General features: G+C 70.3%; 16 protein-coding genes. 11 read left to right on the forward strand and 5 right to left on the reverse strand.

Going from position 1 to position 17,936, the window contains the following annotated elements:
- Positions 1-84: 84 nt before the first annotated feature.
- Positions 85-873 carry a bifunctional 2-polyprenyl-6-hydroxyphenol methylase/3-demethylubiquinol 3-O-methyltransferase UbiG gene (ubiG, locus tag EFJ44_RS01170; RefSeq protein WP_125255359.1) on the reverse strand — a complete coding sequence of 263 codons (789 nt, stop codon included), beginning with the start codon at positions 871-873 and terminating at the stop codon, positions 85-87.
- Positions 874-930: 57 nt separating this feature from the next.
- On the opposite strand from ubiG, the gene EFJ44_RS01175 reads away from it, so the two are divergent.
- From EFJ44_RS01175 to EFJ44_RS01195, 5 genes are all read left to right on the forward strand, one after another.
- A complete protein-coding gene (locus tag EFJ44_RS01175; protein ID WP_125255360.1) occupies positions 931-2,190 on the forward strand; it encodes an aspartate kinase in 1,260 nt (419 codons plus the stop codon).
- 41 nt (positions 2,191-2,231) lie between these two features.
- Positions 2,232-4,505, forward strand: coding sequence for a phosphoenolpyruvate--protein phosphotransferase (gene ptsP / locus EFJ44_RS01180; RefSeq protein ID WP_125255361.1), 2,274 nt, complete (start codon positions 2,232-2,234; stop codon positions 4,503-4,505).
- Between the two features lie 194 nt (positions 4,506-4,699).
- Complete coding sequence (locus tag EFJ44_RS01185; protein WP_125255362.1) at positions 4,700-5,830, forward strand: helix-turn-helix domain-containing protein; 1,131 nt, start codon at positions 4,700-4,702, stop codon at positions 5,828-5,830.
- A gap of 54 nt (positions 5,831-5,884) precedes the next feature.
- The gene (ispG, locus tag EFJ44_RS01190; protein ID WP_125255363.1) at positions 5,885-7,024 is read left to right on the forward strand and encodes a flavodoxin-dependent (E)-4-hydroxy-3-methylbut-2-enyl-diphosphate synthase; all 1,140 of its coding nucleotides are present in this window, start codon (positions 5,885-5,887) and stop codon (positions 7,022-7,024) included.
- Complete coding sequence (locus tag EFJ44_RS01195; protein WP_125255364.1) at positions 7,021-7,626, forward strand: glutathione S-transferase N-terminal domain-containing protein; 606 nt, start codon at positions 7,021-7,023, stop codon at positions 7,624-7,626. The genes ispG and EFJ44_RS01195 overlap by 4 nt, the downstream gene beginning before the upstream one ends.
- On the opposite strand, the gene EFJ44_RS01200 is transcribed toward EFJ44_RS01195, so the two are convergent.
- The gene (locus EFJ44_RS01200; protein WP_125255365.1) at positions 7,623-8,405 is read right to left on the reverse strand and encodes a sulfite exporter TauE/SafE family protein; all 783 of its coding nucleotides are present in this window, start codon (positions 8,403-8,405) and stop codon (positions 7,623-7,625) included. The two genes, EFJ44_RS01195 and EFJ44_RS01200, sit on opposite strands and share 4 nt — an antisense overlap.
- Positions 8,406-8,557: 152 nt before the next feature.
- Here EFJ44_RS01200 and prfA point away from each other — a divergent pair, with 152 nt between their 5' ends.
- A complete protein-coding gene (prfA, locus tag EFJ44_RS01205) occupies positions 8,558-9,625 on the forward strand; it encodes a peptide chain release factor 1 (RefSeq protein ID WP_125255366.1) in 1,068 nt (355 codons plus the stop codon).
- On the opposite strand, the gene EFJ44_RS01210 is transcribed toward prfA, so the two are convergent.
- Both EFJ44_RS01210 and EFJ44_RS01215 read right to left on the reverse strand, forming a co-directional pair.
- Positions 9,622-10,899 carry an MFS transporter gene (locus EFJ44_RS01210; protein WP_125255367.1) on the reverse strand — a complete coding sequence of 426 codons (1,278 nt, stop codon included), beginning with the start codon at positions 10,897-10,899 and terminating at the stop codon, positions 9,622-9,624. The two genes, prfA and EFJ44_RS01210, sit on opposite strands and share 4 nt — an antisense overlap.
- A gap of 32 nt (positions 10,900-10,931) precedes the next feature.
- On the reverse strand, positions 10,932-12,164 hold the full coding sequence (locus tag EFJ44_RS01215) for a YihY/virulence factor BrkB family protein (protein WP_125255368.1): 1,233 nt from the start codon (positions 12,162-12,164) through the stop codon (positions 10,932-10,934).
- Between the two features lie 76 nt (positions 12,165-12,240).
- On the opposite strand from EFJ44_RS01215, the gene prmC reads away from it, so the two are divergent.
- From prmC to EFJ44_RS01235, 4 genes are all read left to right on the forward strand, one after another.
- On the forward strand, positions 12,241-13,122 hold the full coding sequence (gene prmC, locus EFJ44_RS01220) for a peptide chain release factor N(5)-glutamine methyltransferase (RefSeq protein ID WP_125255369.1): 882 nt from the start codon (positions 12,241-12,243) through the stop codon (positions 13,120-13,122).
- A gap of 237 nt (positions 13,123-13,359) precedes the next feature.
- The gene (locus EFJ44_RS01225) at positions 13,360-14,217 is read left to right on the forward strand and encodes a DUF4167 domain-containing protein (RefSeq protein ID WP_125255370.1); all 858 of its coding nucleotides are present in this window, start codon (positions 13,360-13,362) and stop codon (positions 14,215-14,217) included.
- 86 nt (positions 14,218-14,303) lie between these two features.
- Entirely contained in the window at positions 14,304-14,963 is a 660-nt protein-coding gene (locus EFJ44_RS01230; RefSeq protein WP_125255371.1) for a DUF4893 domain-containing protein, read from the forward strand.
- A gap of 56 nt (positions 14,964-15,019) precedes the next feature.
- Positions 15,020-15,439, forward strand: coding sequence for an SPFH domain-containing protein (locus EFJ44_RS01235; RefSeq protein WP_125255372.1), 420 nt, complete (start codon positions 15,020-15,022; stop codon positions 15,437-15,439).
- 27 nt (positions 15,440-15,466) lie between these two features.
- On the opposite strand, the gene ahcY is transcribed toward EFJ44_RS01235, so the two are convergent.
- Complete coding sequence (gene ahcY / locus EFJ44_RS01240) at positions 15,467-16,858, reverse strand: adenosylhomocysteinase (protein ID WP_125255373.1); 1,392 nt, start codon at positions 16,856-16,858, stop codon at positions 15,467-15,469.
- A gap of 142 nt (positions 16,859-17,000) precedes the next feature.
- Between ahcY and EFJ44_RS01245 the strand changes: the two genes are divergently transcribed.
- Complete coding sequence (locus EFJ44_RS01245; protein ID WP_164511820.1) at positions 17,001-17,903, forward strand: pepsin/retropepsin-like aspartic protease family protein; 903 nt, start codon at positions 17,001-17,003, stop codon at positions 17,901-17,903.
- Positions 17,904-17,936: the final 33 nt, after the last annotated feature.

Below are 17,936 nucleotides of genomic sequence, written 5' to 3' on the forward strand. Positions count from 1 at the left end.
TCGGGGAAAAGAGATGGGCCTCCCTCCCACGGCGCCGCTTCGAAATCCCGTTACAAGCCCGCAAGCTAGGTGAAATCGGCGTAATCAGCCGCGTGTGCCGACCATGAAGAAGTTCACGCCGGCGTCGGCGCTCTGATCCCAGCGGTCGTTCAGCGGGTCATAGGCGACGCCGAAGGGTCCCGACACGGTCAGCCCCGTGCCCTCCAGCATGGCGGCGACCTCCTCAGGCCTCGGGAACTGGCGCCAGTCGTGGGTGCCGGCGGGCACCCAGCGAAGCACGTACTCCGCCATCACCTTGCCCAGTGCGAGCGACTTCAGCGTCCGGTTCAGGGTGGCGACGACCAGCAGCCCGCCTGGGGCGACCATGGAGGCGCAGGTCTTCAGGAAGGCGTCCGGGTCGACCACGTGCTCGACGATCTCGAGCGCCAGCACCACGTCGAAGGTCCGGCCCTCGGCCGCGACCTGCTCGGCCGTGGCGGCGCGATAGGCGATGTTCAACCCCATCTGTTCGGCGTGCGCGCGGGCGGTGCCGACGTTCTCGGTGGAGGCGTCGACGCCGGTGACCGCGAACCCCAGCCGCCGCATCGGTTCGGCGATCAGGCCGCCGCCGCAGCCGACGTCGATCAGGCTCAGGCCCTCGAACGCGCCCCGCCCGCGGCGGTCGAACCGCGCCTCGAACCGGTCGCGCAGGAAGGCGAGGCGGGCCGGGTTGAAGCGGTGCAGCGGGGCGAACGGCCCCTTCGGATCCCACCACTCCGCCGCCTGGGCCGAGAAGCGCGCCACGTCGGCGGGGTCGATCGACGGCCCCTCCGCCGCCGATGCGGCTTCGGTTTGGGGATTGCGCGCCCCGGACCCATCGCTAGAACCGACCATGACCGGAGGCATGGACCGCCGGCCCCTTTCCCGCAAGCCGGAGCCCCCCGTTTCACGATGACGCGCCTGGTGATGAAGTTCGGCGGCACGTCGATGGGCGACCTGGAACGCATCAGGCGCGCCGCCCGCATCGTCGCCGCCGAGGTGGCGCAGGGAAACAAGGTGGCCGTGGTGGTCTCGGCCATGGCGGGCAAGACCAATGAACTGGTGGCGTGGACCGACGGCGCGGGGCGGCCCGCGCAGGGCATCGAACCTTCCGACGACGAGTACGACGTGGTCGTCGCGTCCGGCGAGCAGGTGACCAGCGGCCTGCTGGCCCTGACCCTGCGCAACATGGGCGTGAACGCGCGCAGCTGGATGGGCTGGCAGATTCCCATCCTGACCGACGACGCCCACGGTCGGGCGCGCATCGAGGACGTGCCGGGCGAGGTGCTGGGCAGGGCGCTGGACGGCGGCGAGGTGGCTGTGGTGCCGGGCTTCCAGGGCGTGACGCGGGACGGGCGGATCACCACGCTGGGCCGCGGCGGATCCGACACATCGGCGGTGGCGGTGGCGGCGGCGCTGGAGTGCCCGTGCGACATCTACACCGACGTGGACGGCGTCTACACGACGGACCCCCGCATCGAGAGCCGCGCGCGGCGCATCGAGAAGATTTCCTATGAGGAGATGCTGGAAATGGCGTCGCTGGGCGCCAAGGTCCTGCAGACCCGCTCGGTCGAGCTGGCCATGGCGAAGCGCGTGCCCGTGCGCGTCCTTTCCAGCTTCATCGAACCCGACGAAACCGGCCGCCTGCCCGACAAGGGCGGCACCCTGATCTGCGACGAGGAGGAGATCGTGGAGAAACGCATCGTGTCCGGCGTGACGATGAGCCGGGATGAGGCCCGCATCACCCTGCTCGGCCTCAACGACCGCACGGAGACCCCCGCGGAGGTCTTCACCCTCCTGGCCGAGGCCGGGGTGAACGTGGACATGATCGTCCAGAGCCAGTCGCGCACCGAAGGGGCGGTCAACCTGACCTTCACCACGGGGCGCCGCGACGCCCCGCGCGCCGCCGAGCTGATGCGACAGGCCCAGGACGCCCTTGGCTTCTCCGACATCCGCGTCGACGAGGACGTGGCGAAGGTGTCGGTGGTCGGCGTCGGCATGCGCAGTCATGCGGGCGTGGCCCAGACCATGTTCCGGGCCCTGGCCGACAAGGGCATCAAGTTCCAGGCGATCTCGACCTCCGAAATCAAGATCAGCGTCCTGATCGACGCCGCCTACGCCGAACTGGCCGTCAGGGCCCTGCATTCGGCCTACGGGCTGGAGGCGGTATAGACGTCAACGGCGCCCGCACGGGGGCGCGAACCGGAGCGGTCATGCCGACAGGACCGGCCATGACGACGAGGGGGCCGCGAAACCTCCTGCGTCAAATCCGCGAGGCCATGGCCGGCGCGGCCCCGGCCCAGGAGCGGCTGGACGGCGTCGTGCGCATCATCGCCCGGTCGATGGTCGCCGAGGTGTGCTCGATCTACCTGCGCCGCGCGTCGGGCGAGCTGGAGCTGTTCGCCACCGAGGGCCTGAACCGCGAGGCGGTCCACAACACGCGCCTGCGGCCGGGCGAGGGTCTGGTCGGCGAGGTGGCGCGGCTGGCCCAGCCGATCAGCCTGTCGGACGCGCCGACCCACCCCAGCTTTTCCTACCGGCCGGAGACGGGCGAGGATCCGTATCACGCCTTCCTCGGCGCGCCGCTGCTGCGCGGCGGCCGCGCCATCGGCGTTCTGGTCGTCCAGAACCGCGCAGAGCGCCGCTATGACGAGGACGAGGTCGAGGACATCCAGACCATCGCCATGGTGCTGGCCGAGACCGTCGCCTCGGGCGAATTGCTGGCCCAGGAGGAGCTGCGCGACATCGAGGTGGCGCCGCACCGGCCGGAGCGGATCAAGGGCCAGAAGTTCGGCGACGGTCTGGCCTTCGGGCACGTCGTTCTGCACGAGGCGCCCCTGCCGCCCGAACGGCTGCTGGCCGAGAACCAGCAGGTCGAGGAAATCCGGCTCCGCGAGGCGCTCAACCGTCTGAAGTCCGACGTCGATCACATGCTGGAAGGCGGTCTGGGCAACCTTGCCGGGCCCTCGTTCGAGGTTCTCGAGACCTATCGCATGTTCGCCGACGACCGGGGCTGGAACCGGTCTCTGGAGGAGGCGGTGCGCAACGGCCTGACCGCCGAGGCGGCGGTGGACCGGGTGCGTAACGAGCACCGCGCCCGCTTCGCCCAGGCGCGCGATCCCTACATCAAGGAGCGGCTGCACGACTTCGAGGATCTCGCGAACCGGCTGCTGCGGATTCTGGCCGGCGACAAGCCCGGCGAGCGCGATCTGCCGGACGACGCCATTCTGGTGGCCCGCAATCTGGGGCCCGCGGATCTGCTTGAGTATCCGAGGCACAAGCTGAAGGGTCTGCTGCTGGAGGAGGGGTCGGCCGCCAGCCACGCCGCCATCGTCGCGCGTGCCCTCCAGATCCCGTGCGTCGGCCGTCTGCAAGGCCTGCGCGACCGGCTGTCGGAGGGCGACCTCGTCATCGCAGACGGCGAGACCGGCGAGGCGCACCTGCGGCCCCGTCCCGACATGCTGCAGGCGGTGCGCTCGCGCATGGAGGTCCGCGACCAGCGGCGCGCGGAGTTCATTCGCCTGCGCGACGTTCCGGCGGTGACGCTGGACGGCACGCGGGTGACGTTGCTGACCAATGCGGGCCTGGCCGTCGATCTTGAGAATCTGAACGAGACGGGCGCCGAAGGCATCGGCCTGTTCCGCACGGAGTTCCAGTTCATGGTGTCGGACGAACTGCCCCGTCTGGACGTGCAGACGGCGCTGTACCGGCTGGTCCTGGACGCCGCGGGCGATCGGCCGGTGACCTTCCGGACGCTGGACGTCGGCGGCGACAAGGTGCTGCCGTACCTCGACCAGGGCGAGCGCGAGGAGAACCCGGCCCTGGGTCGCCGCGCCATCCGCCTGGGACTCGACCGGCCGGCGTTGCTGCGCATGCAGCTTCGGGCCTTGCTCGCCGCGGGCTCAGGGCGCGAGCTGCGGGTCATGTTCCCCATGATCGCGACGGTCGACGAATTCCGCGCGGCCCGCGAGATGGTGGACGAGGAATGCGCCTGGGCGCGGCGGCGCGGGCGGACGCTTCCGGCGGTGCTGCGCGTCGGGGCGATGGTCGAATGCCCCTCGCTGCTGTGGCACCTCGACGCCCTGCTGCCGCTGACCGACTTCATCTCGGTCGGGACCAACGACTTGCTGCAGTACATGTTCGCCGCCGACCGGACGAACCCGATGGTTTCGGACCGTTACGATCCCCTGTCGCCCCCCGCGCTGCGGGCCCTGGCCGAGATCCAGCGGAAGTGCGTCGACACCGGCACGCCCGTGTCCGTGTGCGGTGAACTGGCCGGGCGGCCTCTGGAGGCCTTCGCCCTGCTGACGCTGGGCTTCCACCGTCTGTCCGCGCCGGCCGGCGGCGTCGGCCCGGTCAAGCGGATGGTGCTGTCCGCCGACCTGACGGCCGCGCGGCGGGCCATGCCGGGCCTGCTCGGCTCTTCCGCCGGTTCCGTCCGTAACGAGATCGAATCCCTGGCCCGGAAATTGAACGTCGCCCTCTGAATCGTCCCGGCACGGGACGGCACGACGTCGTTAACGAAGTCGTTGAACGGGCGGGCTTCATGGGTTATCCACAGGACGAGACGGGCGCCGGTCGTGGGGGACGCGATTTCCGTCATGGTTACCTTGTATTCGGCGACCCGTGTGTGCGTGACGCCTCGGCCGGACCGGTCGGGGCGAGTGTGGGGTCGGGCGTAATGGCGCTGGATACGGGGAACGTCCCCGACGAGTTCAGGGCGCATCCGGATTGGAAGGACCCCGTGCCTCCGATCACCGAGGCGCCGACTCTGGGCGCCGGTCTGCGCGCCGCCCGACTGGCCTCAGGCCGGTCGATGGCCGAACTTTCCACCGCCACTCGGGTGCACGTCCGCTATCTGACGGCGCTGGAGGAGAACGACTGGTCGGTCCTGCCGACCCGGGTCTTCGCCATCGGCTACGTGCGCGCCTACGCCCACGCCCTGGGCCTGGACGAGCAGCTTGCGGTGGAAAGATTCAAGCGCGACGTGCCGGACGGCTCCGTGCCGCTGCAGCCGCCGGTCGGGGTCGCCTTCGAGGAGGTGCGTCGCCATTCCCCGCGGGTCATCGCCGCCGTGGCGGTCGTCGTGGTGGCGGTGCTGGGCTGGAACGTCTTCCAGCGCCTGAACCTGCTGGACGCGCCGTCGCGGTCCGACCTGGTCGCCGTGCCGGAGACCTGGAGTCTGGGCGGCGTGCTGGGGCAGGACAATCCCGCCACGCTGGAGGCCCCGCGTCCCGCGCCGGCGGAGCAGACCGTCCCGGTTCTCTACGTCACGCCGGGTCTGGAAGAGCAGTTGACGGGCGCCGCCCCGGTCGAGGGGGCCCCCGAGGCGTCGACCGGCCCCGTGGCCCGCGCCTTCAACCCGCGCGGCGCCGTGCATGGCGCGGCCGCCGGATCGTCGGACGTCATCATCCAGGCGCGCCGCCCGGCCTACGTCGTCGTGCGCATGCCCGACCAGCGCGTCCTGTTCGCACGCCAGATGGCCGCGGGAGAGGCATGGCGCGCGCCTCGCGGCGTCACGGCCGTGATCGACGTGGCCGACCCGGCCGCCTTCGACGTCTACATGTTCGGCGAGCATGCCGGGACCCTGCCGACCGCCCAGACCCAGGTCGGGACGCTGAACGGGCAGGCCCAGGCCAGGGCCCGTCAGACCGCCGCCGCCGCGGAAGCCGCCGCCCGGGACCGCGCCGCGCGCGAGGCCGCCGCCGCGCCGCCGTCGGCGACCGCTCCGGCCCCGACCACGACCGCCGCGCGTCCGGCCGCCCCCGCCGCAGAAGGGCCGGGCGTCGCCTACGACTCCCTGACGCGCTGATCCGCGCCTCGCGGACATGGTTTTGACGAGGCGTTGCGCCTATCTTCGCCGTCCATGACCGCCGACCACACGCACGTCCGCCCCTGGCGCCACATCGAGCGCCGCAAGAGCCGCCAGATCCGCGTCGGCGACGTTCTCGTGGGCGGCGACACGCCGATCACCGTCCAGTCGATGACCAACACGCCGACGTCCGACGCGAGGGCGACGATCGACCAGATCCGCAAGCTGGAGGAGGCCGGCGCCGACATCGTGCGCGTCTCCTGCCCGGACGTGGAGTCCACCGTCGCCTTCAGGACCATCGCCCGAGAAGCGCGCGTCCCGCTCGTGGCCGACATCCACTTCCACTACAGGCGCGGCATCGAGGCGGCCCAGGCGGGCGCGGCCTGCCTGCGCATCAATCCGGGCAACATCGGCAGTCCGGACCGGGTGCGCGAGGTCGTCCAGGCGGCCAAGGACCACGGCTGCTCCATGCGCATCGGCGTCAACGCCGGCAGCCTGGAAAAGGAACTTCTGGAGAAGTACGGCGAGCCCTGTCCCGAGGCGATGGTCGAAAGCGCGCTGAACCATGCGCGCATCCTGCAGGACCACGACTTTCACGAGTTCAAGATCTCGGTGAAGGCGTCCGACCCCTTCCTGACGGTGGCCGCCTATCATCAGCTGGCCGAGGCCATCGACTGTCCGCTGCACGTCGGCGTCACCGAGGCGGGGCCGCTGCGCACCGGGACGATCAAGTCCTCGATCGCCATGGGCAATCTGCTGTGGGCCGGAATCGGCGACACCATACGCGTGTCGCTGGCCGCCGATCCGGTCGAGGAGATCAAGGTCGGCTTCGACATCCTGAAGTCGCTGGGCCTGCGCCATCGCGGCGTGAACATCATCGCCTGCCCCAGCTGCGCGCGGCAGGGCTTCGACGTCATCAGGACGGTCGGCATCCTGGAGGAGCGGCTCGCCCACGTGACCACGCCCATGTCTCTGTCGATCATCGGGTGCGTCGTGAATGGCCCCGGTGAGGCCCTGTACACCGACGTCGGCTTCACCGGCGGTGGCGCGGGCTCGGGCATGATGTACCTGAACGGCGCGATCGCCCGAAAGCTGGCCAATGCCGACATGGTCGAGGAGATCGTCGACATGGTCGAGCGCAAGGCCGCCGAACTGGAAGCCGCCCGCGCGGCGGAGAAGGTCGCCGCCGAATGACGCCCCGCCTTCACGTCACCGTCCCCTCGCCCTATGCCCGCAAGTGCCGGATCGTGGCGCGGGAGAAGGGGCTGGCGGTCGAGGAGATCGCGGTCGATCCCTATGCCTCCGATCCGCGCCTGGTCGCGGCCAATCCGATCGTGCAGGTGCCGGCGCTGGAGACCGACGACGGCGTCCTGACCGACAGCCCGGTGATCTGCGAATGGCTGGACGTCACGGGCGCCGGCCCTCGCCTGCTGCCCCCCGACGGCCCGGAGCGGTGGCGGATAAAGCGGCTTGAGACCCTGGCCGCCTCGGGCCTCGAGATGGGCGTGAAGCGGGTGCTGGAGCTGCGCCGGCCGGAGCACGAGCGGTCCGCCTCGTGGATCGCGCGCTGGACCGATAATCTGAATCGCGTGCTGGACCGGCTGGAGGCCGATCCGGGGATCGCGCCGGGCCTGCCGCTGGACATGGGACGGATCACGGCGGGCGTGCTGGTCACCTGGGTCGGCTTCCGCCACCCGGACCTCGACTGGGCCGACGGCCGGCCGAGGCTGGTCGCGCTGCAGACCGAACTGGAGCCGCGTCCCAGCTTCGCGCAGACGCGGCCCGACGCCGCCTAGGCGACGACGCCCGCCACCTGCAGGCCCTGAAAGATCGACAGGCAGATCAGCAGGCCGCCGACCGCATAGCTCAGCGCCCGCTGCGGCACCCGCTTGACGATGTGCCCGGCGAAGGGCGCCGCGATCAGGCCGCCGACCACCAGTCCGCCCACCGCCGCAGCATGATCGTGCAGCGCGCCGACGTCGCTCCAGCGACCGGTCAGAAGGGCCCATACGAAGGTCGCCGAGATGGTGCAGGTCACGAGGAACTCCGCCGAGTTGACCGTGCCGATGACCCGCCGCGCCTCAGCCCCGGCGCCCATCAGGGTCGACGACACCGTCGGACCCCAGCCCCCGCCTCCGATCGCGTCGAACAGGCCCCCGACCAGACCCAGCGGCGCGGTGATCCACGCCGGCCGCATGCGCCGCGTCTCGCGCCCCTTGCGGGTCCGCCACAGAATCCAGGCGCCGATGACGGCGAGGTAGGCGATGATGAACGGCTTCACCGCGTCGCCGTCGATGCCGGTCAGAACATAGGCCCCCAGCGCCCCGCCGATCATGCCGGCGGCCGCCAACGGCACGAACACGCGCCAGTCTACGTTGCGGTGCGCGACATGGCTGCCGGCCGAGGCCGCCGTGGTGAACACCTCGGCGCCGTGCACGCTGGCGCTGGCGGTCGCGGGCGGCACGCCGAAGGCAAGCAGCACCGAGGTCGAGATCACGCCGTAGGCCATGCCCAGGGCGCCGTCGACGGCCTGCGCCAGCAGGCCGACCAGGAGAAACAGCAGGAAGGTGTCCATTCAGCCCCCGGAACGCCTCTTCAGCCGGTCAACGGCCAAGGTGGCGCTTCGGGTTCCGGTCCGCAGCCCCACTGACGCGAACGTGACCGCATGGACGCCCGCCCGCGCGTCCGCTATCGCTCCGGCCCGATTTCCGCAAAGGACGCCGCCGCTTGCGCCTGCCCCAGGCCCGTCTCGATCAGGTGCTGGACCGTTTCCACGAGGTGGAGGCGCGCATGGGCGCGGCCGCCGACGGGGCCGAGATCGTGCGCCTGTCGAAGGAGCACGCCGAGTTGAAGCCGGTGGCCGACGCGGTCCAGGGCCTGGCCCGCGCCCGGGCCGAGATGGCCGATCTGGAGGCCATGCAGGCCGATCCCGAGATGGCCGAGATGGCGGCCGAGGAATTGGAACGCCTGAAGGTGCGTCTGCCCGACCTCGAGCGTGAGGTCGCCCTGCTTCTGGCCCCGCGCGACGCGGACGAAAACGCCTCGGCCGTGCTGGAGGTCCGCGCCGGCACCGGCGGCGACGAGGCGGCGCTGTTCGCCGGCGACCTGTTCCGCATGTACTCCCGCTACGCCCAGGCGCGGGGTTGGAGGGTGGAGATCGACTGCGTCTCCGAAGGCGAGGTCGGCGGCTACAAGGAGATCGTCGCCACCGTCACCGGGGACGGCGTGTTCGGCCGGCTGAAGTTCGAAAGCGGGGTGCATCGCGTGCAACGCGTGCCGGCGACCGAAGCCGGCGGGCGCATCCACACCTCGGCCGCCACCGTCGCCGTCCTGCCGGAGGTCGAGGACGTCGAGATCGAGATCCGCGATCAGGACCTGCGCATCGACACCTATCGCAGCTCCGGAGCGGGCGGGCAGCACGTGAACAAGACGGATTCCGCCGTGCGCATCACCCACCTGCCGACCGGGATCGTTGTGACGTCCTCGGAGAAGTCGCAGCACGTGAACCGCGACAAGGCGATGAAGAACCTGCGCGTGCGCCTGTACGACATGCAGCGGCAGTCCAAGGACGCGGCCCGGTCGGACGCGCGCAGGTCGCAGGTCGGCTCCGGCGACCGGTCCGAGCGCGTCCGCACCTACAACTTCCCGCAGGGCCGCGTGACGGACCACCGGATCGGCCTGACCCTGCACAGCCTGCCGCAGATCCTCGAGGGCGACCTCGATCCGATGCTGGACGCCCTGATCGCCGAGGATCAGGCTGCGCGCCTGGCCGATCTGGAGGCGGAGTTCGCCTAGGCGGCCGCGGACTGTCGGCGCAGCGCCGCGCCCGCATTGATCGCCATGACGGCGGCCGGGATGGTGAGCATGGCCCCCACGAGGAACGGCCAGTCGTGGCCGAGGCCGGAGAACAGGGCCCCCGCCACGATCGGACCGATGATCCGCGCGATCGAACCCGCCGCCATGTTCAGCCCCAGCATGGCGCCCTGCCGGTCGGGCGCGGTCGAGCGGCTGATGACGGCCGAGATGTTGGGCATGGCCAGCGACATCCCGCAGGCTCCGATGACCATGCAGAGGGGAACGATCCATCCCTGCACCACCGGCAGGACGAAGAGGCCGAGATCGATCCTGAGCGAAGGAAACCACGCAGGCGGGGCGATCACCTGAAGGATCAGCGAAATGCCGAACATCAGCATGCCCGCGGCCAGCACCCGCGTCTCGCCGAAGCGGCGTGCCAGCCGGCCGGTGAAGATGCCCTGGTTGAGGGCCGAGACGATCCCCACCACCATGAAGCTGAGGCCCACCTCGCGCGCGCCCCAGGCGTAGCGGTCCTCGGCCCAGATGCCGAAGACGCTCTCCATCGCCGAAAAGCCGGCCATGTAGATCAGGGTCACGGTCAGAACGCGGGAGATCACCGGATTGTCGCGCGCGTCGCGCAGCCCCGACAGGAAGGCCGGGCGCGGCGCGGCGGGATCGACCTTCGCGCGGCTTTCCTTCAGGAACAGCACCACGCCGACCGCCGCCAGCGCCGCCATGCCCGAGGCCACGAAGATCGGCAGCTGGAATCCGACGTGACCCAGCTGCGGCTGGGTCAGGACGCCGCCGAGGCCCGGCCCCACGATGAAGCCCATGCCGAAGGCCGCGCCGATCAGGCCCATGCGGCCGGCCCGCTGCGCCGGCGGCGTCACGTCGGCGACGTATCCCTGCACCGTCGAGATGTTGCCGGCCCCGAAGCCCGTGAACAGGCGGATGAAGACGGCGATCCAGATGTTCGGCGCGAAGGCCAGCGCCAGATAGCCCACGGCGTTGGCGATCAGGGTGATCAGCAGAACCGGCTTGCGCCCGATCCGGTCCGAAAGCCGGCCCCAGAAGGGCTCGGCGAAGAACTGGCCCAGCGAATAGGCCGAGAACATCAGGGTGATCTGCCACGCCGACGCGTCCAGGCTGCGCGCGAAGAAGGGCAGCAGCGGCACGACCAGGCCGAAACCGACCAGATTGATGAAGACGGTGGCGAACAGCACGGCCAGAGCCGGGGTCTTCACTGGAGGCGACGGCGCGTCGGCGGTGATCATCCGGCAACGCTTAGAGAAAGCGACGGCGGCGTCTAGCGTCTTCCGATCCGCCGCTTCAGCAACCGGTCCGACAGGGCTTCGGCGTGCTTCAGGGTGAAGGCCAGGGCGGCGGGGTTGCCGCGTCGAGGTCCGATCGTGTCCGCCACCACCGCACCTCGATCGCCGATGGCCCGGGCCGGGCCGGTGGTCGTGTCCACGGCGGTCTGGTGTTCGATCTCGGCGTTCAGTTCGGCCCCCATCAGGATGATCTGCACCGTCAGCCAGGTCCACAGCAGGAAACCCATCATCGCCGCCAGCGGGCCGTAGGAGGCGGTGCGCACGAAGTTGGTCAGGAACCAGCTGAAGCCGAACGACAGGACGAGGCTGAGCAGGGCGGCGGCGATCGCGCCGGGCGTCAGCCACCGCCAGCGGGCCCGGGCCCGGCACGGTCCCATGCGATAGATCAGGGTCAGGACGCCGACGTAGACGGCCAGCAGGAGCGGCCACCGCAGGGGCGCCAGGTGGGCCCATTCGTCGAGCAGTTCCAGCGGTCCCAGAACCACCGGCGTGGCCACGACGAGAGCTGCGGAGAGCAGAACCGCGGCCAGTCCGACGACGGTGAAGGCCATGCATTGCAGGTTGTACCTGACGATGTTGCGCTTCTCGACCTCGTGATACGCCACGTTCAGACCGTAGAAGAGCACCTTGACCGCCCCGTTCGCGGTCCACAGCGACAGGGCCAGGGTCCAGACCAGGGTGAAGGTCAGCTGCGTGTTCGAATTGGCGGCCAGCCTGTCCATCTCGCCGGACAGGAACTCCGCCACTCCAGGCGGGAGCACGGAATAGAGATAGTAGAGGCGTGAGGCGGCGTCGGCGGGATCGGCGAACAGGCCGTAGATCGTGACGATCACGGCCAGCGTCGGAAACAGCGACAGCATGACGAAGAAGGTCACGCCGCCGGCCACGAAGCCCACGCGGTCGCCGAAGTAGGACGCGCCCCAGCGCCAGAAGATGTCGGTCCACCCCTTGCGCGGGATGCGCTCCGGCCGGTCCGCCAGGCGACCCCGGCCGGGCTCCCTGTCCTCGAAATCCTGCGGTTGCGGCGGGCCCAGCTCCGGCGGATCGGGTCGGAAGACCCGCAGGTCCATGCCGAACTTGTGGCCCCGCGTGTAGAGCAGATGGGCCGCCCCCGCGCCGGCGGCGAGGCCGCCGAAGGCGGCCCCGAGCCACAAAAGCGGCGAGGCGCGACGGGATTTGGGTCGTTTCGACGGGCGTGGGCCGGACATGAAGACGCCAACGGTGAAGCTGGCGACCCCGTTCCTTCACTTTTCTTGCGCGGGCGGAGCGCCTATCTCGGCGCCCATGTCCGAAGCGCCCACACTGCTGACCGCCTGGAAGTCCGCCCAGGCCCGCCTGAAGGAGGGCCGGATCGACAGCCCCTCGATCGACGCCCGCCTGTTGCTCGAAGCGGCGACCGGCGCCACGCGCACCGACATCCTCACCGACCCCTATCGAGCCGTGACGGCCGAACAGCTCTCGACCCTCGACGGCTTCGTCGACCGGCGGCTGCGGCGCGAGCCGACCTCCCGCATCCTCGGCCGCAAGGGGTTCTGGAAGATCCTGCTGAACGTCACCCCCGACGTGCTCAGCCCGCGTCCGGACACCGAGGCCCTTCTCGACGTCGTCCTGCCGGCCTTCCCGGAGGGCAAGGCGTTTCGGATGATCGATCTGGGCACGGGCTCCGGCGCCATCCTGCTGGCCGTGCTGGCCGAGCGCCCGGCCGCGACCGGACTGGGCACCGACGTGTCGGCCGAGGCGCTGGCCGTGGCGCGGGAAAACGCGGCCAACCTCGGGCTGGAGGGCCGCGCCGCCTTCCTGCGCACCGACTGGACCGCCGGTCTGGACGACGCCTCGTTCGATCTCGTGGTGTCCAACCCGCCCTACATCGCCTCGGCCGAGATCGAGACGCTGGATCCCGAGGTCCGAGACCACGACCCGCGTCTGGCCCTCGACGGCGGCGAGGACGGGCTGGACGCCTATCGCGTTCTGGCTCCGGAAATCCGGCGGGTGTTGAAGCCGGGCGGCGTCTTCGCAGTCGAGATCGGCTGGACCCAGGGCGAGGCGGTCAAGGCCCTGTTCGAGGCGGCCGGCTTCGAGGACGTGAAGATCACCCTCGATCTGGCGAACCGCGCGCGGGTGGTGACCAACGGCCCGGACCCGCGTGCGGCGCCCGTCAGTCTCTAGAACGGTCCCCCTTCCCAAGCGGGGCCCGGCGCGCTAAGTCTGCCCCGTCTCCCACCCAATCGCACCTTCCCGGGCCGGTTCGCCCGGCGACGCGCGAGCGGTCGAAGCGCCGATGCGCCGGGGCGACGCGCCTTTTTCCGCAACATCGACGACGGGTTCCGCCCGAAGCGAACGGAAAGACCACCCGGCGACCGGACGAGCCCAGGGCTCGCGGCGCCCCCAGGACGGTAAGCCTGCATGAGAGATTTCAAGGGCATGAAGCGTCAGCGCGGACGCAACCGCAAGGCCGGCGGCGGCGGCGGCGCGAACAGCGCCAACCCGAACCGCTCGTGGGATTCGCAGGGCCCTGAGAACATCAAGGTCCGCGGCAACGCCCAGACGGTCTATGAGCGCTACATGCAGCTGGCGCGCGACGCCTCGTCGGCCGGCGACCGGGTTCTGGCTGAGAACTATCTGCAGCACGCCGAGCACTATTTCCGCGTCCTTCGGGCGCTTCAGCCCCAGCGTCCGGCCAGCGAGATCGCCCAGCGCGAGATGGCGGGTCAGGGTTTCGACATCGACTTCGAGGACGAATCCGGCGCTCAGGCGGCCGCTTTCCTCGCCGCCCAGCAGGCCGCCGACCGCGCGGCCGAAGAGGAGCGCCGTCGCGAGCAGCAGCGCAGCGAGCAGCGGCAGGACCGCGACCGTCCCGAGCGTCAGGATCGCGAGCGTCAGGATCGCGGCGAGCGCGACGGCGAGGACGGCGAGGCCCGGGCCGAGGGCGAGGGCGGCGGTCGCCGCGAAACCCGCCGGGAACGCTGGGAGCGCCGCCAGCAGGAGCGCCAGCGCCGTTTCGCCGAGGAACGCGGAGAGTCCGTCGCCGCCGAGGCTCCGTCGGACGCGGGCGAAGACCGTCCCACCGAGCCGGCCCCGGTCGCCGGGACCGTGCCCGACGACGAGGCGGAGACGGGAGCCCTGCCCGGCTTTCTGACGCGCCGCACCCCGTCCCGGGCGGCCGTCGAGACGGCGTCCGGGTCCGACGAGGTCGCCGCCCAGGCTCCGGCCCCGAAGAAGCGCGCCCCGCGCCGCAAGGCCGAAGTCGCCTCCGACCAGTAGTCGAACCGCCGTCAGGCTGCGGCGTTCGACCCTTGACGGGGCCGGGCGCACGCTTTCTCGTCGCATCGTCGTCGAGGAGTTTCCGCATGCGCGTCGCCGTCCCCCTTCTGTGCCTGGCCCTGCTGACCTCGGCTTGCGCGTCGGCCGGCGGGACGGCCGGTCCGGGCACGCCGCCCCCGCCCCCGCCCCCGCCGGGAAGCGGCGGCGTCCTTACCGACTGGCGCGGACCGATCACGGCGGGCGACCGCGACCGTCTGAACCGGCTGGACCGGGCCTGGTCGCAGGCCCTGACCGAGGCGCGCCGCGACGAGGGTTCGGGCGACCTGGCCTCGGTCGGAAACCTGATCGATCCCGACGCGGCTCGACCGGGCGCCGAGCCGCCCGTGGGCGACTATCGCTGCCGCACGATCAAGCTGGGCAATCAGGGCGGTCGCGGAGGCCTGGGCTACGTGGTCTACGGCTGGTTCGATTGCCGGATCGAGCGGACGGCGAACGGCCTGCGCTTCTCCAAGCTGACGGGATCCCAGCGCCAGACGGGCCTCCTGTTCCCGGAGTCCGCCGAGCGGATGATCTTCCTCGGCGGCCTGGCTCTGAGCACCGAACCGAACGCCAGCTCCTACGGGCAAAATCCGGAGCGCGACATCGTCGGGGTCTGGGAACGGTTCGCGGACCGCCGCTGGCGGCTGGTGATGCCCTATCCGGTCTATGAATCGACGCTGGACCTGCTGGAGGTCGTCCCGCGCTGAGTTGACTTCCTTCGCCCCGGCTGATCGCCTTGCGGTTCGCAGCCACGGAGGATGAGATGCGCGGAATCGGGTCGATGCTGGTGCTGGCCGGGCTGGCGCTGGCGGTGGTCGTCGGCGTCCTGCTGGGCCTGCCGACCTATAACGTCTACCGCAAGCAGATGGCCGGCAAGGCGGCCTATGAGCAGGCGGTGCAGGACCGTCGCATCCGCGTGCTGGAGGCGCAGGCGGCGCTGGATTCGGCGCGGCTGACGGCGCAGGCGGAAGTCGAGCGGGCGCGCGGAACGAACGAGGCGAACCGCATCATGGCCCAGAGCCTGGGCGGGCCGGAGAACTATCTCCGCTGGGCCTACATCGACATGCTGAGGGAGACGGCGGACCAGCAGGACCGCCAGATCATCTACATCCCCACCGAGGCGGGCATGCCGATCCTCGAGGCGGGCCAGCGAGGGTCGCGACCCGCGACCGGCGGGAATTGATCCGCGCCGGCCGCCGGGCCGGACCAATCAATAGCGGTAGTGGTCCGGCTTGAAGGGGCCTTCGGCCGGGACCGAGATGTAGTCGGCCTGTTCCTTCGTCAGCTTCGTCAGCTTCGCGCCCAGCTTCTCGAGGTGGAGCATGGCCACCTTCTCGTCGAGGTGCTTGGGCAGGACATACACCTGGTTCCGATACTTCGACTTGTTGGTCCACAGCTCGATCTGGGCCAGCGTCTGGTTGGTGAAGGACGCCGACATGACGAAGGACGGGTGGCCCGTGGCGTTGCCCAGATTCACCAGACGGCCTTGGGAGAGCAGGATGATCTTGTTGCCGCCCGGGAACTCGATGTGGTCGACCTGGGGCTTGATCTCATCCCACTTGAAGTTGCGCAGCCCCGCGACCTGGATCTCGGAGTCGAAGTGGCCGATGTTGCAGACGATCGCGTTGTTCTTCATCCGCCGCATGTGATCGACGGTGATGACGTCCTTGTTGCCCGTGGCGGTGACGAAGATGTCGGCCTTGTCCGCCACGTCGTCCAGCGTCTGGACGTCATAGCCTTCCATCGCGGCCTGCAGGGCGCAGATGGGATCGATCTCGGTGACGATCACGCGGGCGCCGCCCTGACGCAGCGAGGCGGCCGAGCCCTTGCCCACGTCGCCGTAGCCGCAGACCACCGCGACCTTGCCCGACAGCATGACGTCGGTGCCGCGACGGATGGCGTCGACCAGGCTCTCGCGGCAGCCGTACAGGTTGTCGAACTTGGACTTGGTGACGCTGTCGTTGACGTTGATCGCGGGGAAGGGCAGCTCGCCGCGCTCGGCCATCTGGTACAGGCGGTGCACGCCCGTGGTCGTCTCTTCCGACACGCCGCCGATGGCGTCGCGGATGGCTGAATAGAAGCCGGGCTTTTCGGCCAGGTAGCGCTTCATGACCTTGTAGAGGGCCTCTTCCTCTTCATTGGTCGGACTGTTCAGGACCGACGGGTCCTTTTCGGCCTTGGGGCCCAGAACGCACAGCAGGGTCGCGTCGCCGCCGTCGTCCAGGATCAGGTTCGGATAGCCGCCGTCGGCCCATTCGAAGATCTTGTGGGCGTACTCCCAGTACTCCTCCAGCGTCTCGCCCTTGGTCGCGAAGACCGGCGTGCCGTTCGCGGCGATGGCGGCGGCGGCGTGGTCCTGGGTCGAGAAGATGTTGCACGACGCCCAGCGAACCTCGGCGCCCAGCGCTTCCAGGGTCTGGATCAGCACGGCGGTCTGGATGGTCATGTGCAGGCTGCCGGCGATGCGGGCGCCCTTCAGCGGCTGGGCCGCGCCGTACTCCGCGCGCAGCGCCATCAGGCCCGGCATCTCGGTCTCGGCGATGGCGATCTCCTTGTTGCCGTAGGGGGCCAGGGAGATGTCGCGGACGATGTAGTCGGTCATGGCTCTGCTTTCGCGAGGAGTGAGGTCGCGCGCCTATAGCCGCTCCCCGCCCTCGCGGCAACATCGCATAAGGATATCCTTATATGATGCACTCGCCGTCGCCCTCCCGTCGTGCCATCGTCCAAAACGGGGAGGAACGGACATGATCGCAGCAGACCGTCGGGGCGTCCTCGCGGGGCTGATCGGCATAGCCGCGACGGGGCCAGCCGTCGCGCAGGACGGCACGGATCGCGTGGGACGTTCCACCGTGCCGGTCAGGCTCGACGGTCGCGATCTGATGTTCGCGCTCGACACCGCGGCGACGGCGTCGGTCGTGGCGTCGGATCTCGTCGGCCAGCTCGGGCTGACGCCGGCCGGACGCACCATCATGCACACCGTCGTCGGGGCGGAACCCGTCGAGCTGGTGAGGGCGCCGTCCCTCGTGAGCGGCGCCCTGAGCCGTGAGGGCGTTCGGCTGGCGGTCGGCGCGCGCAGCGGGCTCATCGGACTGGACGGGCTGCTGGGCCTGGATCTTCTGGCCGGACAGAGAGTCGACCTGAGACTGCGCGGTCGGCGGGGCACGTCCATCGGCCGGCCCCGGATGGACGACGACACCTTCCTGCAAGCCGAGAGGCCGCGCGTCACCTTCACCCCGCCGCCAGCTCCGCCCGGCGCTCCGGCGAGAGGCCTGATCACCCTCGACATGATGGTCCGCGGGCGGCGGGCGAAAGGCGTCGTCGACACCGGCGCGGCGGTCAGTCTGATCAACCCGGCGCTCGCCGAGGCGGCGCAGGCGCGGCCGTTGACCCTCGTCGACGCCTCCGCCGGACGCAGGGTGCAGTCGCCGACGGGCGCGTCGGCGGCCGCACAGCCGATGTCGGTCAACTCGGTCCGCATGGGCGGCATGGTCATGGATCGCCTCGGCGTGCTGATGGGCGACTTCCACATCTTCCGTCACCTGGGCCTGGCCGAGGAGCCGGCCATGCTGATCGGCGTCGACGTCCTGGGGGTGTTCGGCCGCGTCATCATCGACCTCGACCGGGGCGAGCTCATCCTCGAGATCTGACGGCTTAACCCGACGTCAAGCGGGGTCGTGCAG

Source organism: Brevundimonas fluminis (assembly GCF_003934285.1).
Lineage (GTDB): Bacteria > Pseudomonadota > Alphaproteobacteria > Caulobacterales > Caulobacteraceae > Brevundimonas > Brevundimonas fluminis.